Source organism: Rhizobium lentis (assembly GCF_014200175.1).
GTDB lineage: Bacteria > Pseudomonadota > Alphaproteobacteria > Rhizobiales > Rhizobiaceae > Rhizobium > Rhizobium mulingense.
Map to the genome: position 1 here is coordinate 1 of NZ_JACHBD010000028.1, position 19,004 is coordinate 19,004.

A 19,004-nucleotide genomic window follows, 5' to 3' on the forward strand; every position below is an offset into this window, starting at 1 on the left:
TCCGCACGCTTATTCTCAGCCATACTGAGGTCCAGTGCCTGTCGCAACTGACCCGCTGACAGGTCCGGGTCTGCACTTAAAAGATCAATGGCGGCCGCATATGCGGCTTCTGCGCAACTCCCGCCTGCATCGATAGAGTTCGCATCGCACCAGTCGGCTATTACCTTGGCGAGCATCTCTATGTGCCGTTCGGATAGTTCCGGAAGATTTAAGAGGTTCAGAGACATTATTGTGGCCCCACCTAAGGCAAGAGCACGTCTTATCGCCCAATCGGCCTCGCCCTGGTAAGATCGCCGACTGGAGTACTATACGCTAAATATGGCACGAGCAGAAGGACGAGGTCCAGTATGGCTCAAGGGCAAAGACGCGTAGGGATGCCCGTGTCACACGACCTGCGCCGTTGGTTGGACGGAGCGACGGAAATTCTGGCAAATGCTTGGTGGCAGTTGCTACCTAATTGCGGAGATATTGCTCATGCCGCAGATTTCTTCGGAAGGCCCAAGACGCTTCGATTGCCTCTCCCCTTCCAGTACGTAAACGTTGCAAGAATCCGGCATCATGGAGCAAGTGCCACAAAGCATCGACGTGTCCCTTCAAATTGTCACGGCGACAACAAGCGAATTGACTGCTTGGTCAATCAGCGGCTGTCTGGGAGCAAATGAACGGAGACCTTAATGTTGGTACAGATTTTCCAGGTAGACGCCTTCACGCGGCGGCGCTTTGGCGGCAATCCGGCTGCCGTGATGATCCTCGAAAGCTTCCTCGATGATGCGCGTCTGCAGGACATCGCCGCCGAGAATAATCTCGCAGAGACCGCATTCCTGGTTCGTGACGGCGCGGACTATCGTTTGCGTTGGTTCACGCCGACCGTTGAGGTGCCTCTATGCGGCCATGCCACGCTCGCAAGCGCTGCCGTGGTTCTTGAGCGGCTTGAGCCGGGTCGGGAGGTTGTAACCTTCCATTCCGCGAGCGGCCCGCTCGTCGTTTCCCGTTCGGGGTACAGCTACGTCATGGACTTTCCGGCTCGACCCATGCTCACCACTTCCACGCCCGAGGCGCTGACCGCCGCGATCGGGCAGAACCCGACCGAGACTTTGGTGGATCAGCATAACTATCTCGCGGTCCTTGAAACTGCCGAACAGGTTCGGAAACTGGCCCCGGATCTCGGGGTAGTCACCCTGCTTGGTCGGGCTGGCCTGATTGTCACCGCACCGGGCGACGATGGTTATGACTGCGTCAGCCGCTATTTCGCCCCCGCCAAAGGCATTCCTGAAGATCCGGTCACGGGCGGAGCGCATTGCGCGCTCACGCCCTACTGGGCGAGCCGGCTCGGCAAAACCAGCCTACGCGCATTCCAGGCCTCCGCGCGTGGTGGTGAGCTACGTTGCCGTGCTTTCGGCGAGCGCGTCGAGCTTGAGGGTTCTTGCGTCTTCTACCTCGAAGGCCAGGCAGAAATCTGATGCGGCCATCCGGACCGCTAGAGTTTTCAGCAGCGCCGACATAGTTGAGTGCCACGGTAGCATCAGCCCTTCGCTTGGATCTTGCGGCAACTGCTCCATAATGTCGCGAAAACGCATGCTCAGCGATTGCATCCACGTTTCGAATCGCGGCTACGCGAGCCCGAACTTCCGGGGCTTGCGAAGCGTGCACGAAGCCGTGTGTCCGAAGTTCATCACCACGGCGATGGTTGTCGAACACACCTTTGGGCTGGCTTCCTGGCGGAATGAAAGGCAACTTCGTTGGCCGTTGGTGGCGATCGATCATTCGTCGGTCGCAGGACGGTCGATTTGCCTGGGTCTTCGTCGAGGAGCGTCTCGCTAGCGGTACGGGCAGTCGACCATTGACCCTCGGCTTGAACCCTTTGCAACACTACGTTTTTAGGTCCTTGCCGCCCTCGCGTTCTAAATGTTCTCCTCATCATGTTGTACATCGCTCTCTACGGCATCTGTGAAGAGTGCCTGTCTCCTTAGATTCGCATCGTCGTGGAACCGAACCAATGTTCACGCTTTGATTCGCTGCATGTCAGGAGAGTCTCGTTATGAACAACTCCCAACACAAGGTTCCTATCCGTCCGCTTCACGTTGAGATCGAGGGTCTTGCGCGGTACCGCCAGGCGCATACCGTTGACCAGCTAGCGAGCCTTCTCTTGAGCGTGAGCTGGCCGCCCGGCGGTAAGCAGTCGTACGAATTTCACAATGCGCTCGCAACGTCGCTCGACGCCATGGAACTCTACCTCGATCCCGAGGTCGCCCGCGACGCGTTCGTGAAAGCGGCTCATGCCGCGGGGATGCACGTCCTCCCGGACGACATGGTCGAAATGAAAATGACAGGCTGACGAAAAAAAGCCCGTCGGAGCGGAGCTTGCTGAGTTCTCATGCTGCACCCGGTAAGAGCCTGGGCGGCCGAGTTGGGAAGCGATCGGCCTTGTTACGCTGACCTGCGTGAATCACAGCCTGCGATACCAGGAGGATGACGGCACAAACTAGGTGCGATCGACATCCACAATCACGATCGAATGACTATTTTTTTCGGTGGACGCTAGCCGACCTGTTTCAGAATGGTGGCGACCAAGCGGGCGTCATCCGTCGGCTTTCCCAGGTTGGTCGCCTCGCCGTGACGAGAAGAGACGATAACTAGCGGAACTCGTAGCGCTTTCGCGCATTATTGCGGCACCGAAAACCTCTGGGTGGCCGATGGACGCGCCGACACCTCTTCGTGCGAAGACCCCGAACTTCCTCAAGGCCCTTGGGCCTGGTCTCGTGACCGGAGCCGCCGATGACGATCCGAGCGGCATCGCGACCTACAGTCAGGTCGGCGCCCAGTTCGGCTACAGTCTCGGCTGGACGATGTTGTTCAGTTATCCCTTGATGACGGCCGTTCAAGGATTGAGCGCGGGCATCGGCGCGGTGTCGGGCAGGGGGCTCGCCAAGAACCTGAAGCTCCATTACCACCCATGGCTCGCTTACGCCGCAATGGCGCTTCTGTTTGCCGCCAACTTCGTCAACATCGGTGCGGATCTCGCCGCCATGGGTGCCGCTGTCCGCCTCCTCATCGGTGGTCCAGAAGTCGCCTACGCCCTCTTGTTTGCATAGTCTGCGCCGCCGTCCAGGTTGTCGTGCCTTATCCGGCCTACGTCTCCGTCCTGAAATGGCTGACCTTGTCGCTCTTTGCTTATGTCGCCGTCGTCCTCGTGGCGGGCGTAGCGTGGGGTGAGGCCCTCAGCGCGATTGTAATGCCGACCATTGCCTTCACCGGTGACTATTTCACCGCGATCGTCGCGATACTCGGCACAACGATAAGCCCTTATCTGTTCTTCTGGCAGGCAGGAGAAGAGGTTGAGGAACTGAGGCGTAGAAAGCTTGCGCGCCTCCGGCGAAACCCAGACGAGGCAGGACCTGAACTTGGCCGCATTCGCATGGACACGCTCGTCGGTATGGGCTTCTCCAATCTCGTGGCGCTCTGTATCGTTATGGCAGCCGCCGCCACTCTTCATTTGAACGGCATTGACAAGATTGAAACCTCCGCCCAGGCAGCCGAGGCCCTTAAGCCTGTGGCTGGCGAATTCGCTTTCGCGGTGTTCGCCGTGGGTATAATTGGAACCGGGTTGCTCGCCGTTCCCGTTCTCGCGGGGTCAGCCGCCTATGCTGTCGCCGAAAGCTTTGGATGGCCCGAGGGGTTGGAAAAGAAGTTTCGGGAAGCCAAGGCCTTTTATGCAACAATCGTGGTCGCGACGATCGCAAGTGTCGCGGTTATCATGCTGGGGCTTGACCCTGTGCAGGCCCTGTACTGGAGCGCGGTCATGAACGGGGTCCTCGCCACTCCTATCATCATCCTGATGGTGATGATGGCGAGAAACCCGGCCATCATGGGCGGGCTGAAAGCGCCGCGCTGGATGATATTTATCAGCAGCTTCACCGCGCTTGTGATGGGGCTGAGCACCATTGGCATGTTCGTGTTCTGAACCGTGGCCATGCGGGTTTTCAGCCTTCGGGCTGCGATGTGGTTGAGTAAGGCAACGACCGCGGCCGAAGGCTTGAGGACCAAGTAAGTCTCAGCTCTAGTACCACTGATCCGCGACAGTCTTGACGCACATCGCATTATCCGCATTTTCGATGCCTTGCCGAAAATGGCAGGCTTGGTCTCGGTAGGCCCAAGCCCTTTCTACACGGAAAGCTCTGTTCCTCCACATCGACACGTTGAAGGTGAGGGCACGGAATATCCACTAATGGGAAAGAGGGAACCAGGAACTCGCCGAGGCGGCGAGGAAGAATACCAATGTCAGTTTCTTTCGAGCTTATCGTTGCCACCGACGTCCGTGCCCCCGCTCGACAATCCGCCCCCGGATCCTGATCGCATTCCTGGCGGAGAGCCTCTTCCTGATCCTGAACCTGATGAAAGCGCCGCACCGGGGAGCGCCCTCCCATCCCGGACGACTGCGCACGTTCGACAGAGGGGGTCGTCGCGGCGCGGTCATCGATACGGGTATGAATGGTGAAAGTCAGCGGCATGTATGGACGGCCTCCGCGTGGCAAGGGGCAGTTTGGTGTTTCCGGCAGATTGGTCGGGTGCAGGCATGTATACGGCCTTTGATTGCGGCGCGTTCATGCCGCTGGCCCTGATGTAGTCCGCTGATCGGATCCCAGACAGGTCAACGCGCTTTCAAGCGGCACCCACTGATCGGGTTTGTCCGATCCCGGCTCGACCGTTCGCCATCACGCCATCAGCACCTCACCAATTTCTGCATTCTCTGTGAGCATTCAAAGGGCGGCGGTCGCCTCAAAGCGCCTGCCCGTCGTCATCAACGCCCAGACGATCCGCGCCATCTTGTTGGCCAAAGCAACAGCGACGACGTTGTACGGCTTCTTCACCAGAAGTTCGGCGGCCCAACGCGTCGGTGCAACTTTAGCTTTGCCGCTGAAACGAAGCACCGCGTGCGCGCCCACAACGAGAAGCCGGCGGAGATAGGGATCGCCTTGTTTGCTGATCCTTCCGAGGCGGTCCTTGCCACCCGATGAGTTCTGCCGCGGCACCAGGCCTAGCCATGCCGCCAATTGTCGGCCGGATTTGAAGAGCGACGCGTCGGTCACCGTCGCGGCAATTGCGCTGGCAGTGATCGGGCCAATTCCAGGGATCGTCTCAAGGCGGCGGCTCAGTTCGTTCGAGCGATGCCAAGCATGAATTTGGCGATCCAGCTTGCTGACCTTCTCGTGCACCTCCCGCAACTGCCCGATCAGCGGAAGAAGCGCGGACCGCGCAAGCGGCGGGATTAGATCGTGATCATCGTCGTCGACCAACGCGATCAGCTTTCCGACGCCGGCAATGCCCTGTCGCGTTACGATGCCGAACTCCGCCAAGTGGCCACGCAAGGCGTTCACCAGCATTGTCCGCTGCCGGATCAAAAGCTCGCGGACCCGATGCAGCATCAGCACACCCTGTTGCTCCTCGCTCTTCACTGGAACGAAGCGCATCGTCGGCCGCGTCACCGCCTCGCAAATCGCCTCGGCATCTGTCGCGTCGTTCTTCTGCCGCTTCACGTATGGCTTGACGTAAGACGCCGGCATCAGCCGAACCTCGTGACCCAGCGCCATAAGAACCCGAGCCCAGTGGTGTCCAGTCGCGCATGCCTCGATTCCGATCAGGCATGGCGGCAATGCCTTGAAGAATCCAACGACATCGTCGCGGCGCAGCTTGCGGCGGCTCACCGTCGCGCCGGCACCATTAATCCCGTGAACCTGAAATACATGCTTGGCGATATCCAGACCAATTGTGGTAATCTTCTCCATGGACGGCTCTCCCTTATGTGACTTCGACAGCCACACTTTGGCACATTGCGATGCCGGGAGCGGAGGCCGTCCACCACATCAGGTCACCAGGACACGGGCGACGTAATCCCGGCCGTTCTGGAAGTTGGACGGCACGTTGCCCACCTTGGCAGCGACATCCAAGGAGCGCCTCCGGTCGAGGTGACAGGGATGACTTTCGCATGCGGCTGATCATCCGGCGACGATTAGAGCCCCGGCGGTTTTGAATACGCCAAGTGGCGCGGTGGGAGCAATCCGCGGAAACGCGAAGCTTTCGTCTTGCGCAGCGTTGGAGCCGGTTGCGGCGATGGACCCGGCATAGTAGTGCGGCCGGAAATGGTTGTAATCGTCCGCCCATTCAGCAATGGCGCTTCGGGCATGCTCGAGGCTGAAGAACAGGCGTTCGTTGAAGCAGCTCGTCGCGCAAGCGGCCATTGAAGGACCCGACATACCCGTTCTGCATCGGCTTTCCCGGCGCGATAAAAATCGTAAATGCAGCCGGGTGAGGGACCTAAAGGAGAGTGGATTTTTCCGACACTGCTGGGAGGTTTGAGCGCATAGTTTCCCATTGTGGCAATTTGATCCCCGGCATGGCCGCTGGCATCATGTACAAGCTGATGGACATGACGCGGCCGATCGACGCTGCTAACCCACCTTAAGGAAGTGAATCTAGCCGAAATGAAGCACAATGAACTCGCTACAAGCACGCAACTATTGCAATAATGCGGGTATCCGGCCAAGGCACAAATTCGGCGCAGGTGGGAGACTATGGCTGGGGCGGCGCGGCAGGCACCTTCTTCTGGGTAAGCCCGGTCGACGACATGGTTGTCATTCTCTTCACGCAACTGCTGCCTTCAAGCGCCATTCCTGTGCGCAAAGAGCTGCGGGCACTCGTCCATGGTGCGTTGACAGGGGCCCGAAGAGCTGCTGCCCATACAAGAAGCGAAAGAAGCATTAGCGCGACGATGCCGCGAAAGCTCGCGCTACGAATCCGTCAGGCTCTTCACCAGCTATTCCGCGCAGGCGTACGCGGAACCTTTCCACGAACGTCTCGACGATGGCCGGCCGTTCTTCCACCGGGTCGGAAACAGCGCCTCATCTGCCAACGTCGGATAAACGCTGGTCGTGATGCAATCGGTCAATCGTCAGTAAGCGAATCCACGCCACCGCTCCATCTCTGGGCCGAGAGTCCAGAGCCTGTGCTCTAGACAATTTAGCGAAGCAAACCCGTGCTCCCGAACTCGTCCCAACCGTTCAACCCGATCACGGCGTCGTCAGTGTCCGGATCAGCTTGTTTGCGTTTCTCTTGTTTCTTCAGCGTACGTGTCAGCTTCGCCTGGTACGCGGCGCGCCTCCGGTTTTCTGCTTTGGCCGCCGCGTCTTCCTCGCGCCATTCATCCACGGCCCCGCGATCGAGCAGGTCCTCGACAACCCGAGGGTCGAATACATGGAAGGTGATCCGCCGCGCTCGCCCCTGAAGCCTGACGGTTCGGGTTCCAGCGCTTGGAAGACGCCCGTCCTCCAACCAACGCTTCCTTTGAGAAGCCGTTATCCCCAGGATGTCCTCAATCTCGCGGGGGATGATCGGAAGGTCAGCAATGCCCTGGAGTGAATCCGAGATAATCGACGAGGTCACACGAAACGCGGTCTTCGAAGTTTCCGGCATGACCAGAACAAGCTCGCCCGACTGCATATCCAGTGACTTCCTGACGGCGGGAGGCAGGCGAGACCGGATTTCCTGAAGGATTCCCTTCACCCTGACGGCCGATCCGAGCGTCGCCTCCACCGGGAGCGACCACTCTTTGATCAGCTCAGGATCGTCGCTCTTAAGTTTGGTCTTCGAGTTGGACATACTGGAGCAGATGGGATTGGAAGAGGCGAGCGTCAACAGGCCGACTTTCTCGGCCGTCGCGGAATCAATGCCGGGTCTCGAGCAGGGGCAGATCCTCGTTGAAATTGCCATTGCTGGCGGCATCGTAGGTGTTCACGCTCCGACCACCGCCTCTGGTACCGAACGCCGTTAACTGCACCATGATGGCGCGTGCGCGTTCGACCGCAGCCTCCTCATCGATATAGGCGGCATCGGCCACATGGACGGATCGCCGTCGTCTCCAAGGAAGTCGACGCGCCAACCGCCGTCCTCATGGGCAACTTTGGTGTTCGTCTGATGTATGAGGTCACCCTGCCTTCCGACCTTTGAGATCAGCTTCGACGCTCTTCCGGAGAGCGTCCATGATGTTGACGACGTTGGACTTCGGTGCGGCCTCGGACGACTTGCTCTTGGCGGTCTTCTTCGGCTTCAGCGCCTTCCTTTTTTCCTCGATGAGCTTGAGCAAGCTGGTCTGAATCGGATCACTGGTCATCTCCGGCGACCAGTGCGCCGTCTTGAGCTTGATGAGCTTCTGGACAAGAGGAACTAGATCGGGATCGGCCTCTTCGTCGATATCCTCGAAATACGAATCCTCGGGCCGCACCTCGTCGCCAAACCGCAGGCTCCAAAGAACGATGCCTTCGTCACGCGGTTCCAGGATGACGGCGCGTTCGCGCCGTCCCATCACCAACTTCGAGACGCCGAATACCTTGTCCGCCTTCATGGCATCGCGGATGACGGCGAACGCCTCATTGCCGACCGGGTCGTCAGGCATGAGGTAATGGGGCTTCTCGAGATAGGTCCACTCGATGGAGTCGGCGGGCACAAACTTTTCGATGTCGATCGTCTTCACCGTGTCCAGCGCGACCCGGTCAAGATCGTCTTCCGTCAGGATGACATAGTCGTTCTCGCCTCGTGCATAGCCCTTGGCCTCGTTCTCGTCCTTGACGGGCTTTCCGGTCACGGAGTCGACGTACCGCGAAACCACTCGGTTCCCAGTCGCCTTGTTCAGCGTGTGGAAGCGAACTTTCTCGGATTCCGAAGTTGCCGGGGTCATCGCCACGGGGCAGGTGACGAGTGACAGCTTAAGATAGCCCTTCCAGTAATATCTCGGAGCCATGACCGATCTCCCTAGCTGGCCTTGCGCCGCGGAGCAGCTCCGGAAGAGGCGGCTTTCGAGGCCGCTCCGCGCGCGGCGCGCTCCCGACCAGTGCCTTTGTTGGCGTTGGCGGCAGTGCGTTTCGGTCTGTTTTCTCCGGCCGCGCCAGCCTTCAGAAGCCCGGCGCTCTCGCGAAGTGCGGCCAGCAGATCGCTGGGCTTCGAAATCTCCACCTTCTTCGGCTTCGGGAGCGCCTTGCCTTCCAACTTGGCCTTCACAAGCTCCGCCAGGGCGGCTTCGTAGCGGTCGTCAAATGTGGTCGGGTCGAACTCGCCTCTCTTTGTCGAGATTATGTGCTTTGCGAGGTCGAGCATCTCGCCTTCGATCTTCAGCTTCGGCATCTCCTCGAAACCCGCCACGGCCAGCCATCGACCAAAAGAGTCGACGCGTTGTCATGAAGCCGTCGGCCATTGGGCCGGGACGGCTGAGCTTCAGGCTAGCCGGTTGCGCCCAGGGCACGCCCTATGGACTAGTTGGGGTATCGCTGCATCAATAGGAACCAGGGCGACCAATTCCCCATCAGCATCGTAGATCTCAATCGCGATCGGAATATCTGGGTTCCTTGACAGGAGAGCGTGAGCGACCAGTTCGCGAAGGCATTCTGTTGCTTCGTGTTTTGCCTCTCGAAGGTCAGCGAAGGAACTGCCTTCGGGATCTTGCACGCTGTGACCGGCATGCCTGATGTGGAAATAGAACTTCGGCAAGACTCATCTCATTCTGATATGCCCATCAACTCCGGAACGGCGTATAGCAGAGCAGAGGGGGCGGTGCCGCAATAGAACCGCGAGGCAGCAAAAAAGGGGCGTAGGTACAGGAGACTTCTACGCGGTGCGGTCGATACGTAACAAGACGAGCGCCTTGAAGTTCCCGGCGCCGAGGCCGAACCAGAAGTGGGTGGCCGATTTTACCTATCTATGGACGGCTGAGGGCTGGCTCTATGTGGCTGCCGTCATCGACCTGTTCTCGCGCCGTGTCGTCGGCTGGTCGATGAATGCCAACATGACGGCCCAGCTCGTCACAGATGCGCTGATCATGGCGATCTGGCGCAGAGGCAAGCCGGATGCGCTTCTCCACCATTCGGACCAGGGTAGCCAATACACCAGCGATCAGTTCCAGCGTCTCATGGCCGATCACGGCATCACCTGCTCGATGAGCCGGTCCGGCAACGTCTGGGACAATGCCGCGATGGAAAGCTTCTTCTCATCACTCAAGACGGAAAGGACAGCTCGCAAAGTCTACAGGACCAGGGACGATGCAAAGGCGGACGTGTTCGACTACATCGAGCGCTTCTACAATCCGAAGCGTCGGCATTCGACACTGGGCTACCTCAGCCCGATGGAATTTGAAAACAAGGTCGGATTAGCCTAACTCGGTGTCCGAAAAACCGGCAGCAGGCCATAGAACCAGAACTTCCTGTTGCATCTCTTCCTTGATCGGCACGAAGCGCATCGTCGGTCGTGTGACTGCCTCGCAGATCGCTTCGGCATCAGCCGCATCGCTCTTGTTCGTCTTGACGTAGGGCCGCACATATTGCGGAGGGAGGAGACGAACGTCATGGCCAATGTCACGAAGCAATCTGGCCCCAAAATGTGAACCAGGACATGCTTCGAGCGCGACGAGAGACGGTGGGAATTTGCGAAAGAAAATCTCTACCTCCTCCCGTTTGAGCCTGCGTCGAATGATGGCTTTGCCAACAGAATCCGCCGCGTGAACCTGGGAAACGGACTTTGCAATATCGAGACCAACAACACTGACTTGAGCTTCCATCATGAGCCTCCTGGTTGATACGCCTCCTTCGCGGCTGGCTCCGGCGGAAGGGGGCGTCCATACCATCATGCCCGTCGCAGGTTGGTGGAGATCACCCGCAACGGAATAGCACCGATTGCCGAGGACGGCGTCAAACGGATCCAATTCGGTTGATCCCTTCGCCTATCTGACCGCCACCCTGACCGTCATTGTCAACGGCCATAAACAGAGCCGGATCGATGAGCTTCTGCCGTGGAAGTATGCGGCAACGTAATCTGCGCCAACCGGAACGCTGTCCCCCGACCCAACGTGGGCACCGGGCCGGGAGCCTTCTCAGCTATCGAGGAGAGCCGTGCCGTAGGAATTGTCTACAGCGCATAACCAGGTGCCAGACGAGTCCCGACGAAACACATAGGTGGCACGTCGTACCGTCGACGTCGCAATGCCGCTTTCGTCGACGGCATCCAACCAGGTTTCCATGATGACCAGCGCTGTGTCTCCGCCCTCGATTCCTCCATCCTCCCTTGGCGGACTTTCAATTTACCTTGGAAATGAGCAGAGATTGCTTCGAACGCTTTCCTGATCTGGTCTTTGCCTTTGGCGTACATGCCTGCCTTGACCACCAAGGTGGCATCATCGGTGTAAAATCGCATCAAGCCGTCGAAGTCTTTGGCCGATATGGAACGGTCTGCAGATTCGATAAGGGCTTTCAAGGGATGGTCGGACATTCTGGACTCCAAAATGGCCGCGAGCGGAAAAACAAAACCCGCCTCGCGGCGGGTTGCTTTGTCTTGAAATATGACGTGCTTAACCCACCACTCGATGAATGGTGATAATAATCAAAGTGAAAGCGCGAACAAATTCCATGGTGCGTCTTTATCACCAGCGTCAGCGACTGACAATGATCGCGTCCAATTTTGAGCAAGCTAGTCAAGGTGCCAGCGGCACACCGTTTACGATACGCTGCTTAAACCAGCAGGTCAGTGCCGAACTCGGTTGATGGCGGAGCCATAGCCAGGCAAGCTCGACCATTGTCGCTCGCAATCGCGGATTGCCCGCTTTCGAGACCCTTGCTCGCGATTGACATTGCCGCTCTGCCAGGAGGAGGGGGCAAGCCCAGCGTAAGATGCGAATCGCCGTCGATTCGGGAAGTGTCGGAACAGGCCTTCCGTGTAGAGTATCGTGGCGAACTCTGGACCAATTCCTCTGATCCCCAAAAGCGCCGTCGCCCCTGCCGGCGTTTCCGGCGTCTCCCGCACGATCAATGCATCTCGCTCTGCTTCTACGGCCTTGATTTGTGTGAGTATCAATTCGAGGCGATCAAGGTGGAAGCTCGTCCAGACGCTGGCGACGATCTCGATTTACAGGCTCGTACTCTCGTATTCCTTGCGCGAAGAGAAGTCCCTTTATCCGATTAACGTGGAAGACACGCTCCGCAACAAGAGTTTTCCGCTCCCGTCCGATCGGACGGTTATCGTCCTCCTCGGGTGTGAGGAGTTTGACCATCGAGCAGGCACGCGGCTCGCCACGTTTCCATGCCATCAGGGTGCGGATCAGCATTTCGCCGTCAATGCGATCTGTCTTTGCCCGGCGATGGCGGCGGGGCATGGCAATGGACGCCGCCTCTACAATGTGGCTCTCAATCCAGGCTTCTTCGCTGAGTACTCGCCCCAACCAGAAGCCATCAAGCCCGGCCTCCTGGATGATCACCATCGGATAAAGCCGGTTCTTGCGCCGCTTTGCCTTTTGGCGAAGGACGGCGAAACATGAAAACAAACCGGCGATATCGCCTCCGGTCACCGAGTGGCGAGACATCTTTTCGCTGCCAGGCGACAAAGCTGTGACGAGCCATGTCGATTTGCTCAATTCCAACGAAACGAAAATTGCGCCAAGATCGAAAGGGGTAGCGGTCTGTGCTTGAGTTTGATCTGCTGTGATCGGCATGATTGGCCTCCAGAGAGTTTTCTAGCGACCTCACTCTGCCACCGTGCTGGCCGCTACTCACCCCTGATGGGATCTCAAGGCGTGAGAGAAAGAGACCTACTAACGGGGGCGAACGATCGGTAGACCCATGGCAATTCCGACAGCACCGTTGTTCCGAAGCGTCGCAGAGCAGATGCTCTGCGACGTCGCAATGGCGGTCATTGTTGCGGAAGATCAGCGCCTTCGGTGATGATGCGCCAACCTTCGGTCGAATCCGTGAAGAACTTCCGGGCGGCGGTGTATTCCGGCGAATTGTAGTAGCGTTCGGCCTCAGCCAGGCTGGGAAATTCGGCAATGGCAATCACCGACCTAGGTTCGCCTTCAACAATGGGCTTGGGACCCGGATTGTAAACAATCACGCGACCGCCATACTGGCGGACAAGCGGTGCGGCAGCCTCGATATATTTCTGAAAACCGGCCTCGTCGCGGATGTCATAGCTGCCGATCATGTAGGCGGGGGTCGGGGCCTTGGCGGTATCCTGGGCAAAGGCGGTCGAGCTCACGGTCAGTGTGAGGGCGGTAATGGCAGTGATCAGAAACTTCTTCATTCTCGTCTCCTTCAGTTGAGATAATGGGTGGAAATTGCTTGGTGGATTGGTCAGGCTACCGAGATGCCAGCAGACCAAAGTGTAGGCACTGCTCCCGGGCCAACAACGAGTTCACTCGTTGCCGTTCTCATCGATTGCCAGCGAGGTCGACAATTCGCGGTAAGCTTCGATCTGCTGCTGCAGGAGGGCGATCTTCTGCTCGGCCACCCGGATGGCGTCAGAACCGGCGAGGAACCGTCGTGGAAGCTCGTCCTGGTCGGCAAGCGTGATCAGGGCACGTGCAAGCTTGGCGGGGTCGCCGCCCTGCTTGCCGTTCTGGGACTTCCAGAACGCGATCTGCGCCGTCCGCCGCTCGTGATAGTCCTCGATGGAGTTTTCCGCGTAGTTGGTCGACTGCTCGGTGAGGAGCTCCGTGCGGAAAAAGCCCGGATTGACGATCATCGTCTCGATGCCGAACGGACCGACTTCGGTCTGCAGCGCTTCCATCCAGCCGTCGAGGCCAAACTTGGAAGCCGAGTAGGCCGTGCAGAACTCGAAGCCCATCAGGCCCGCGGTCGAGGAGATCGAGACGATCCGACCAGAGCGCTGCTTGCGCATAGCCGGAAGAAACGCCCGGGTCACGTTCATCGGACCAGCAAGGCTGGTGCTGAGTTGCAGCTGCACTTGTTCGGGGCACAGCTCTTCGAAGTACCCAGCGTAGAAGCTGGCCGCGTTATTGACGAGCACGTCGATGCGTCCGAACCGCCCAAGCGTCGCCTGAGCGGCAGCTTCGGCATCCGCTGCATTGGTAACGTCGAGCTTCACTACGAGGAGGTTGCCGGAAGCGCCTACGGCTTTCGCCACCTTTTCCGAATTGCGGCCGGTCGCGACCACTTGGTGACCGGCTGCCAGTGCCGCCTTCGCAATGTCCAGACCCAGGCCGCGTCCTGCACCAGTGATAAACCACACGTTGTTACTCATCAGATATTTCCTTTTTGTCGTTTGTAGTGCCCGTCAGCGGCCGATTGGGGGCGCTCGTTGAGAGCGCCTCACATCGCCTGAACGGTCGGACGCACCAGGATCTCATTGAGGGTGATCCGCTTGGGGCGGCTGAGCGCGAAGGCGATCACCTGGGCAATATCTGTCGCCGGCATCGCCACGTTGTCGCGATAGTCCTGAGCGGCCCTCTTGCTCTCATCATGGGTGATATGGTCGGACAGTTCCGTTGCCACCGCGCCAGGTTCGATGACCATCACGCGGATGTCGGGCTGGAGCTCGACACGAAGCGCCTCAGACCAGCCGTTGATCCCCCACTTCGTTGCCGAATAGACAGCAAACCCGGCCGGGGCGACACGTCCTGCGACGGAAGAAATGTTTACCAGGTCTCCCTTCTTGGCGCGAAGCTGATCGAGGAACACCTCGGTCACAGTCATGGCGCCCAGAAGGTTGGTTTCGACCATCTGGCGGTGCTCGGACCGCTTCTCTGAGCCGAACGGCGCCGTCAGCATGACGCCTGCATTGTTGATCACGACATCGGCGCCGCCGAGTTCGTGCTGGACGCGCGCGGCTGCTGCAACGACGGACTCCCGGTCCGTCACGTCAGCCTGGATCGCAATGGCACCGTTGCCCAGTTCATGCGAAAGGGCTACGATGCGCTCAAGGCGGCGCGCCAGAAGCGCAACGTGGTATCCCTCTCCAACAAGCTCGCGAGCGAGTGCCTCTCCGATCCCGGAGGATGCACCGGTGATCACCGCAACTCGGTTGGGGTTACTCATGACCGTGTCCTTTCGTTTGTTACTGTGTCTGGCCGGTACCGATCCGGGGCCGGGTCTAGATTTGACTGACCACATAGGCCGCGGCCCCTGGTACGGGAGCCGCCGGAGGGAAACCGGTTGGACATTCAGCCCGCCGGCTCCCGAGACTTCTTACCGAACGGGCGACATGCCGCTTCCGCCCTTGGAACTCGTTCCAAGCTTGGCGCCGATATCGATCATTGCGAGCATCGGCGGGCTCAACCGCGCGCCCTCCACCTTGATCTGGGTGAAGCCGTCCTCGATTTGCTTCATATCTTCGGCGTTAAGTTGGACCTGCAGCGCGTCCACGTTCTGATCCATCTGGTCCTGCGTCGTGGGACCGGGGATCGGCACGATCCATGGCTTACGGGCGAGCAGCCATGCCAGCGCTACCTGTCCGGACGTCGCCTGATGACGGGTGCCTACGCGCTGCAGCAATTCGACCACTGGCCAGTTGGCGCGGCGGGCCTCGGTGGTGAAACGCGGCAGGTTTGCCCTCAGATCGGCTGGACCATGTACCATCAACGGCGTGACGGTTCCGGTCAGGTAGCCCATGCCGAGCGGGCTCCACGGGACGAACCCGATGCCCAGGTCCTCGCAGGTCGCTAGAACTTCCAGCTCCGGATCACGCGTCCAGACGGAGTATTCATTCTGCACCGCCGTCACCGGCTGCACTTTGTGAGCCCGGCGAATGGTCGCTTCGCCTGCAGCGGAGAGACCGAAATGGCGAACTTTGCCTTCGCGGATCAACTCCTGCACCGCCCCGGCCACGTCCTCGATGGGCACCGTGGGATCGACGCGATGTTGGTACTGAAGATCGATGTAGTCGGTCTTCAAACGACGGAGCTGTTGTTCGGTCACCCGCTTAATATTGTCCGGGCGGCTGTTGACGCCCCGGACCTGGCCGTCGGGCGTAATGTCGAATCCGAACTTGGTTGCGATAATTACTTGGCCGCGGATCGGCGAAAGCGCTTCACCAACGATCTCCTCGCCCAGGAAGGGTCCATAGACTTCAGCGACGTCAAAGAAGGTTATGCCCCGGTCACGAGCTGCGCGGATAATTCGGACCGCCTCCTGCCTGTTCGTCGGAGGACCATACATCCCGGCGAAGTTCTGGCAGCCCATCCCAAGCGCCGAAACCTCGAGCGAGCCGAGCATGCGGCGTTGCGCGCTGCTCGTGATTGAACCCGTGGTCGCAGTTCCCGGTGTTGCCGTCTGAGCTCTCGAGGCGGAAAGCGGCAACAGTGATGCTGCAGTTATGCCCAGCCCCGCGGCGAATAGTTGACGTCGGCCTGGCATCTCGGGTGCGCCGGTTTCGATCTTATCTTCCCTATGATCTGTCATGATGCTGCGCCTCCAGTGGGTTGGAACAAGCCTGCGAAACACAGTGGCCTGTGCCGCTGGACTTGCTGACTGGGTGGAGATTACAGTCGCCCATACTTTCGAAAAATGGCATTCCGGTTGATGCGACATTAACCAAGGGTTCATAATGGATAAGGATCAGCTCGATGGGCTCGTGGCGTTCGCGCTCGTCGCCGAGAAGCGCAATTTCACAGCGGCCGCCGAAGCGCTCAGGATCTCGCCACCTGCAATCAGCAAGATGATCCGGCAGTTGGAGAGGCGCCTGGGCGTCACCCTGCTCACCAGAACGACGCGAGCGACAAGCCTTACCGAGGCGGGCGAGAAGTTTCTTCAACAGGCAGGACCGGCGCTGGACGCGATCCTGTCTGCGATGACTGACGCGGGAAGCGTGGCCGACAAGCCAGCAGGGCGCCTCCGTTTAAATGTTCCGCAGACCGTCTATCCGAATTTCCTCAAGCCCGTCGTCGCGAGCTTCTTGGAGCAATATCCCGACGTGACGGTGGAGATCTTCTTCGAAAACGCTGCGACCAACATTTTCGAGCGCGGGTTCGATGCGGGGATCCGGGTGTCGGACATTCTTGCGAAAGACGTCGTGGCGCTCAAGCTCTTCGGCCCGGTTCGCTGGGTTGTTGCAGGTGCGCCATCATACTTTGCACAGCATGGGCGTCCCAAGCATCCCAAAGACCTTTTGGCGCATCCGTGCGTTTGCGCAGGAGCTGGCAGCCGCGTTTATGACCGTTGGGAATTCGAGAGCAACGGGAAAGAGTTCGAGGTCCAGGTGAAAGGCCCGCTGATCCTGAATGACGTGCTCTTGGCCATCGAGGCGGCTGTTGACGGAATGGGATTGGTCTACAGCCCTGAAGAGGCGGTTCGCGACAAGCTGAAGAGCGGCAAGCTCGAAATCGTCCTCGACCGGTATACTGGAACCAGCTCTGGCGTTTATCTCTACTATCCGCAGCGTTCTCAGGTTCATCCAAAGCTGCGGGCATTCATTGAGCACGTCAAAGGTTTCAGCTTTTCCACCATATAGGATGGGCGCTTGACGGCAATGGTCGCAGGTTGGCGTCCCATCAAGGCGTTCCACCTGGAACCCTCGCCCGACTCATTTTTTCGGGACGGCTTTCGGCTTGGGTTGACACAGACGCCGTTTGACGTTCGAGCGTAGCGCATTGCGGAGATTTTTATCCGCGATCGAAAGGTCGAACTATTTCGGATCAAAGTAGTCACCGCACCACCGGATGGTTTCAGTATATTTGCCGCGGCGTAAGCCGCAGCTCGGCCGCCGCACGTATGATAGCGGCCTGCCTGGGGCCGCCCGCCATCGAGAATCCTGTTAAGCTCACGGGCTAACCTCCGTCGTAGTCTCCATGGAGAAACTCCTTGTCGCTCGTCCATGGAACGTCGATCACAGATCAGGCGAAAGCGGGCAATGTGGGGGAAGAACACCGGTTACGGTTCTCTGTCGAGCCCCGGAACACTTCCGTGAGCATGGCGCGCGCTGCATCGAGTGCCCGGATTTTTTCGAACCCGACGACGGTTCGTGATGGTGATGGGTTCCGTCGGCTAAACCGAGCCGGCAACCGGACGCCAGAATTTCCTGAGGTGGGCGATTTCGAAGGCCGCGTCGCGCCGCTGTCAGCAGAGTTGCAGGAATTGGACTTCCGCACCGACTTCTATGCGATGCAGAGTTTCCGGTCGGGAGAGTGTCAAATTGTTTTTGCCTAGCCCGCTGGTTCTCACGATGATGCCGGAGGCCGGTTATCAGCGACTGCGGGCAGGTGCACTCCCGCAAAGCTCGCCCTTCCAGTTCGATCGCGAACCCAGTCAGGTTATCGAATTGTCGATCGGAGGCGATCTGGATGGAATCAGGTCGTCGGGCAGGACAGGGCCAATTTTCTAACTTTTTTGGCTGCTGCGATACACATGATTTCCTTAGGGTATCGTTTCGACCCTTACCGGAACCCACCCCTGGCTCCATACCACGACCGGCAGATCGACATCCTCGATCGGAAGGCTTGAGCTGACTGGCTCGATCTAACGATTAGGCGAAACCGCTGATCAAGCCGCTTCTAGCGGGAACGCGGACCGAGAGCACGGCGTTAACTGATCCCGTCTGCAAAATGGCTTGGAAGTGGCCAGCGGTAAAGCCGACCTTTTTGGCGATTACCGACATGGCTATATCCGATAGAACCGCGCAGCGTTGTCGTGGAACAGCGCAATGCGTTCGTCTGGAGAATAGTTGGCGGTGATGATTTTGAACGCGTCCATGATCTCGTCGTAGCTGCCGAACAGTTTGTCCACCGGGAAGTTCGAAGCGAACATACACCTCTCGACGCCAAAATGCTGCAATCGCCTCCTCCACATACGGTCTGATGCTTGAGACGGACCAGGTCAAGTCTCCCATGCCCAGGCCGGAGATCTTACATGCAACATTTGGCGCCTGCGCAAGCATGCGCATTCCATTTCGCCACGCCTCGAAATGGCTCGGGCCATCGACTTGCATGCCCGTATCCGAAGCCGTAGTGGCGGCATCTCCCGAACAATAGGTGCTCGCAGGCTGACGCGAACAGCTCGTCACCATCGGCTTCGATCGCCTCGGAAAGCCTTATGGCGCCGACACGTCCCCGGGGATGATGCTCTCAAGCATTTGCCGCCGCTCGGAGAACGCCATTCGCCGGAGATCATGCCCGTCGAGGTACATGATGTCGAAGGCGAAGAATTTCGCTTCATCGACGTTCGTGGTATTGTTTTTAGAACGGTACA

17 protein-coding genes and 7 pseudogenes are annotated in these 19,004 nt (G+C 58.8%); 7 read left to right on the plus strand and 17 right to left on the minus strand.

Annotation, left to right across the window (positions count from 1 at the left end):
- Positions 1-227: hypothetical protein (locus GGI60_RS31750; RefSeq protein WP_210314642.1), on the minus strand; the 227-nt coding region annotated here is incomplete at its 3' end.
- Positions 228-674: 447 nt separating this feature from the next.
- Between GGI60_RS31750 and GGI60_RS30920 the strand changes: the two genes are divergently transcribed.
- From GGI60_RS30920 to GGI60_RS30930, 3 genes and pseudogenes are all read left to right on the plus strand, one after another.
- Positions 675-1,460, plus strand: coding sequence for a PhzF family phenazine biosynthesis protein (locus GGI60_RS30920; protein ID WP_183920446.1), 786 nt, complete (start codon positions 675-677; stop codon positions 1,458-1,460).
- Between the two features lie 578 nt (positions 1,461-2,038).
- Positions 2,039-2,335: a DUF982 domain-containing protein gene (locus GGI60_RS30925; RefSeq protein ID WP_183920448.1), complete on the plus strand. Its 297-nt coding sequence runs from the start codon at positions 2,039-2,041 to the stop codon at positions 2,333-2,335.
- Between the two features lie 358 nt (positions 2,336-2,693).
- Positions 2,694-3,961, plus strand: a pseudogene (locus GGI60_RS30930) (NRAMP family divalent metal transporter).
- A gap of 796 nt (positions 3,962-4,757) precedes the next feature.
- Here the strand turns inward: GGI60_RS30930 and GGI60_RS30935 are convergent.
- The 7 genes and pseudogenes from GGI60_RS30935 to GGI60_RS32865 all read right to left on the minus strand — a co-directional run bounded on the left by GGI60_RS30935 (position 4,758) and on the right by GGI60_RS32865 (position 9,534).
- Positions 4,758-5,783: an IS110 family transposase gene (locus tag GGI60_RS30935; RefSeq protein ID WP_183920450.1), complete on the minus strand. Its 1,026-nt coding sequence runs from the start codon at positions 5,781-5,783 to the stop codon at positions 4,758-4,760.
- A gap of 210 nt (positions 5,784-5,993) precedes the next feature.
- Positions 5,994-6,285, minus strand: a pseudogene (locus GGI60_RS30940) (integrase core domain-containing protein); the annotation flags it as partial.
- Between the two features lie 729 nt (positions 6,286-7,014).
- Positions 7,015-7,653 carry a hypothetical protein gene (locus tag GGI60_RS30945; protein WP_183920454.1) on the minus strand — a complete coding sequence of 213 codons (639 nt, stop codon included), beginning with the start codon at positions 7,651-7,653 and terminating at the stop codon, positions 7,015-7,017.
- 64 nt (positions 7,654-7,717) lie between these two features.
- Positions 7,718-7,974 (minus strand): annotated as a pseudogene (locus GGI60_RS30950) (hypothetical protein).
- Between the two features lie 4 nt (positions 7,975-7,978).
- A complete protein-coding gene (locus GGI60_RS30955) occupies positions 7,979-8,791 on the minus strand; it encodes a Ku protein (RefSeq protein WP_183920452.1) in 813 nt (270 codons plus the stop codon).
- 11 nt (positions 8,792-8,802) lie between these two features.
- Positions 8,803-9,180, minus strand: a pseudogene (locus GGI60_RS30960) (Ku protein); the annotation flags it as partial.
- 81 nt (positions 9,181-9,261) lie between these two features.
- Positions 9,262-9,534, minus strand: a complete 273-nt coding sequence (locus GGI60_RS32865) for a DUF6894 family protein (protein WP_409527287.1) — start codon at positions 9,532-9,534, stop codon at positions 9,262-9,264.
- 79 nt (positions 9,535-9,613) lie between these two features.
- Between GGI60_RS32865 and GGI60_RS30965 the strand changes: the two are divergent.
- Positions 9,614-10,198 (plus strand): annotated as a pseudogene (locus GGI60_RS30965) (IS3 family transposase); the annotation flags it as partial.
- Here GGI60_RS30965 and GGI60_RS30970 read toward each other — a convergent pair.
- Positions 10,190-10,597, minus strand: a complete 408-nt coding sequence (locus GGI60_RS30970) for a transposase (protein ID WP_183934985.1) — start codon at positions 10,595-10,597, stop codon at positions 10,190-10,192. The pseudogene GGI60_RS30965 and the gene GGI60_RS30970 sit on opposite strands and share 9 nt — an antisense overlap.
- Before the next feature lie 115 nt (positions 10,598-10,712).
- On the opposite strand from GGI60_RS30970, the gene GGI60_RS30975 reads away from it, so the two are divergent.
- Positions 10,713-10,850 carry a transposase domain-containing protein gene (locus GGI60_RS30975; RefSeq protein ID WP_409527288.1) on the plus strand — a complete coding sequence of 46 codons (138 nt, stop codon included), beginning with the start codon at positions 10,713-10,715 and terminating at the stop codon, positions 10,848-10,850.
- A gap of 94 nt (positions 10,851-10,944) precedes the next feature.
- Here GGI60_RS30975 and GGI60_RS30980 read toward each other — a convergent pair whose 3' ends face one another.
- The 6 genes and pseudogenes from GGI60_RS30980 to GGI60_RS31005 all read right to left on the minus strand — a co-directional run bounded on the left by GGI60_RS30980 (position 10,945) and on the right by GGI60_RS31005 (position 16,037).
- A complete protein-coding gene (locus GGI60_RS30980) occupies positions 10,945-11,304 on the minus strand; it encodes a YybH family protein (RefSeq protein WP_210314635.1) in 360 nt (119 codons plus the stop codon).
- Between the two features lie 229 nt (positions 11,305-11,533).
- Positions 11,534-12,520, minus strand: a pseudogene (locus GGI60_RS30985) (IS110 family transposase); the annotation flags it as partial.
- Between the two features lie 197 nt (positions 12,521-12,717).
- Entirely contained in the window at positions 12,718-13,107 is a 390-nt protein-coding gene (locus tag GGI60_RS30990) for a DUF1330 domain-containing protein (RefSeq protein WP_183920337.1), read from the minus strand.
- A 111-nt stretch (positions 13,108-13,218) separates the two neighbouring features.
- Positions 13,219-14,067, minus strand: coding sequence for an SDR family NAD(P)-dependent oxidoreductase (locus GGI60_RS30995; protein ID WP_183920335.1), 849 nt, complete (start codon positions 14,065-14,067; stop codon positions 13,219-13,221).
- A 68-nt stretch (positions 14,068-14,135) separates the two neighbouring features.
- Complete coding sequence (locus GGI60_RS31000) at positions 14,136-14,861, minus strand: SDR family oxidoreductase (protein WP_183920333.1); 726 nt, start codon at positions 14,859-14,861, stop codon at positions 14,136-14,138.
- 150 nt (positions 14,862-15,011) lie between these two features.
- Complete coding sequence (locus GGI60_RS31005; RefSeq protein ID WP_183920331.1) at positions 15,012-16,037, minus strand: aldo/keto reductase; 1,026 nt, start codon at positions 16,035-16,037, stop codon at positions 15,012-15,014.
- A 331-nt stretch (positions 16,038-16,368) separates the two neighbouring features.
- On the opposite strand from GGI60_RS31005, the gene GGI60_RS31010 reads away from it, so the two are divergent.
- Both GGI60_RS31010 and GGI60_RS31015 read left to right on the plus strand, forming a co-directional pair.
- Positions 16,369-17,271, plus strand: coding sequence for a LysR family transcriptional regulator (locus GGI60_RS31010; RefSeq protein WP_183920329.1), 903 nt, complete (start codon positions 16,369-16,371; stop codon positions 17,269-17,271).
- Between the two features lie 350 nt (positions 17,272-17,621).
- Positions 17,622-17,966, plus strand: a complete 345-nt coding sequence (locus tag GGI60_RS31015) for a hypothetical protein (RefSeq protein WP_183920327.1) — start codon at positions 17,622-17,624, stop codon at positions 17,964-17,966.
- A 450-nt stretch (positions 17,967-18,416) separates the two neighbouring features.
- On the opposite strand, the pseudogene GGI60_RS32870 reads toward GGI60_RS31015, so the two are convergent.
- Positions 18,417-18,753 (minus strand): annotated as a pseudogene (locus GGI60_RS32870) (amidohydrolase family protein); the annotation flags it as partial.
- A gap of 93 nt (positions 18,754-18,846) precedes the next feature.
- Positions 18,847-18,942, minus strand: a complete 96-nt coding sequence (locus GGI60_RS32710; protein WP_312862829.1) for a hypothetical protein — start codon at positions 18,940-18,942, stop codon at positions 18,847-18,849.
- Positions 18,943-19,004: the final 62 nt, after the last annotated feature.

Coding starts and splice junctions, on each gene's coding strand:
- GGI60_RS30920 (WP_183920446.1), top strand. CDS start 675: ATGTTGGTACAGATTTTCCAGGTAGACGCCTTCACGCGGCGGCGCTTT.
- GGI60_RS30925 (WP_183920448.1), top strand. CDS start 2,039: ATGAACAACTCCCAACACAAGGTTCCTATCCGTCCGCTTCACGTTGAG.
- GGI60_RS30935 (WP_183920450.1), bottom strand. CDS start 5,783: ATGGAGAAGATTACCACAATTGGTCTGGATATCGCCAAGCATGTATTT.
- GGI60_RS30945 (WP_183920454.1), bottom strand. CDS start 7,653: ATGTCCAACTCGAAGACCAAACTTAAGAGCGACGATCCTGAGCTGATC.
- GGI60_RS30955 (WP_183920452.1), bottom strand. CDS start 8,791: ATGGCTCCGAGATATTACTGGAAGGGCTATCTTAAGCTGTCACTCGTC.
- GGI60_RS30970 (WP_183934985.1), bottom strand. CDS start 10,597: ATGGAAGCTCAAGTCAGTGTTGTTGGTCTCGATATTGCAAAGTCCGTT.
- GGI60_RS30980 (WP_210314635.1), bottom strand. CDS start 11,304: ATGTCCGACCATCCCTTGAAAGCCCTTATCGAATCTGCAGACCGTTCC.
- GGI60_RS30990 (WP_183920337.1), bottom strand. CDS start 13,107: ATGAAGAAGTTTCTGATCACTGCCATTACCGCCCTCACACTGACCGTG.
- GGI60_RS30995 (WP_183920335.1), bottom strand. CDS start 14,067: ATGAGTAACAACGTGTGGTTTATCACTGGTGCAGGACGCGGCCTGGGT.
- GGI60_RS31000 (WP_183920333.1), bottom strand. CDS start 14,861: ATGAGTAACCCCAACCGAGTTGCGGTGATCACCGGTGCATCCTCCGGG.
- GGI60_RS31005 (WP_183920331.1), bottom strand. CDS start 16,037: ATGCTCGGCTCGCTCGAGGTTTCGGCGCTTGGGATGGGCTGCCAGAAC.
- GGI60_RS31010 (WP_183920329.1), top strand. CDS start 16,369: ATGGATAAGGATCAGCTCGATGGGCTCGTGGCGTTCGCGCTCGTCGCC.
- GGI60_RS32710 (WP_312862829.1), bottom strand. CDS start 18,942: ATGTACCTCGACGGGCATGATCTCCGGCGAATGGCGTTCTCCGAGCGG.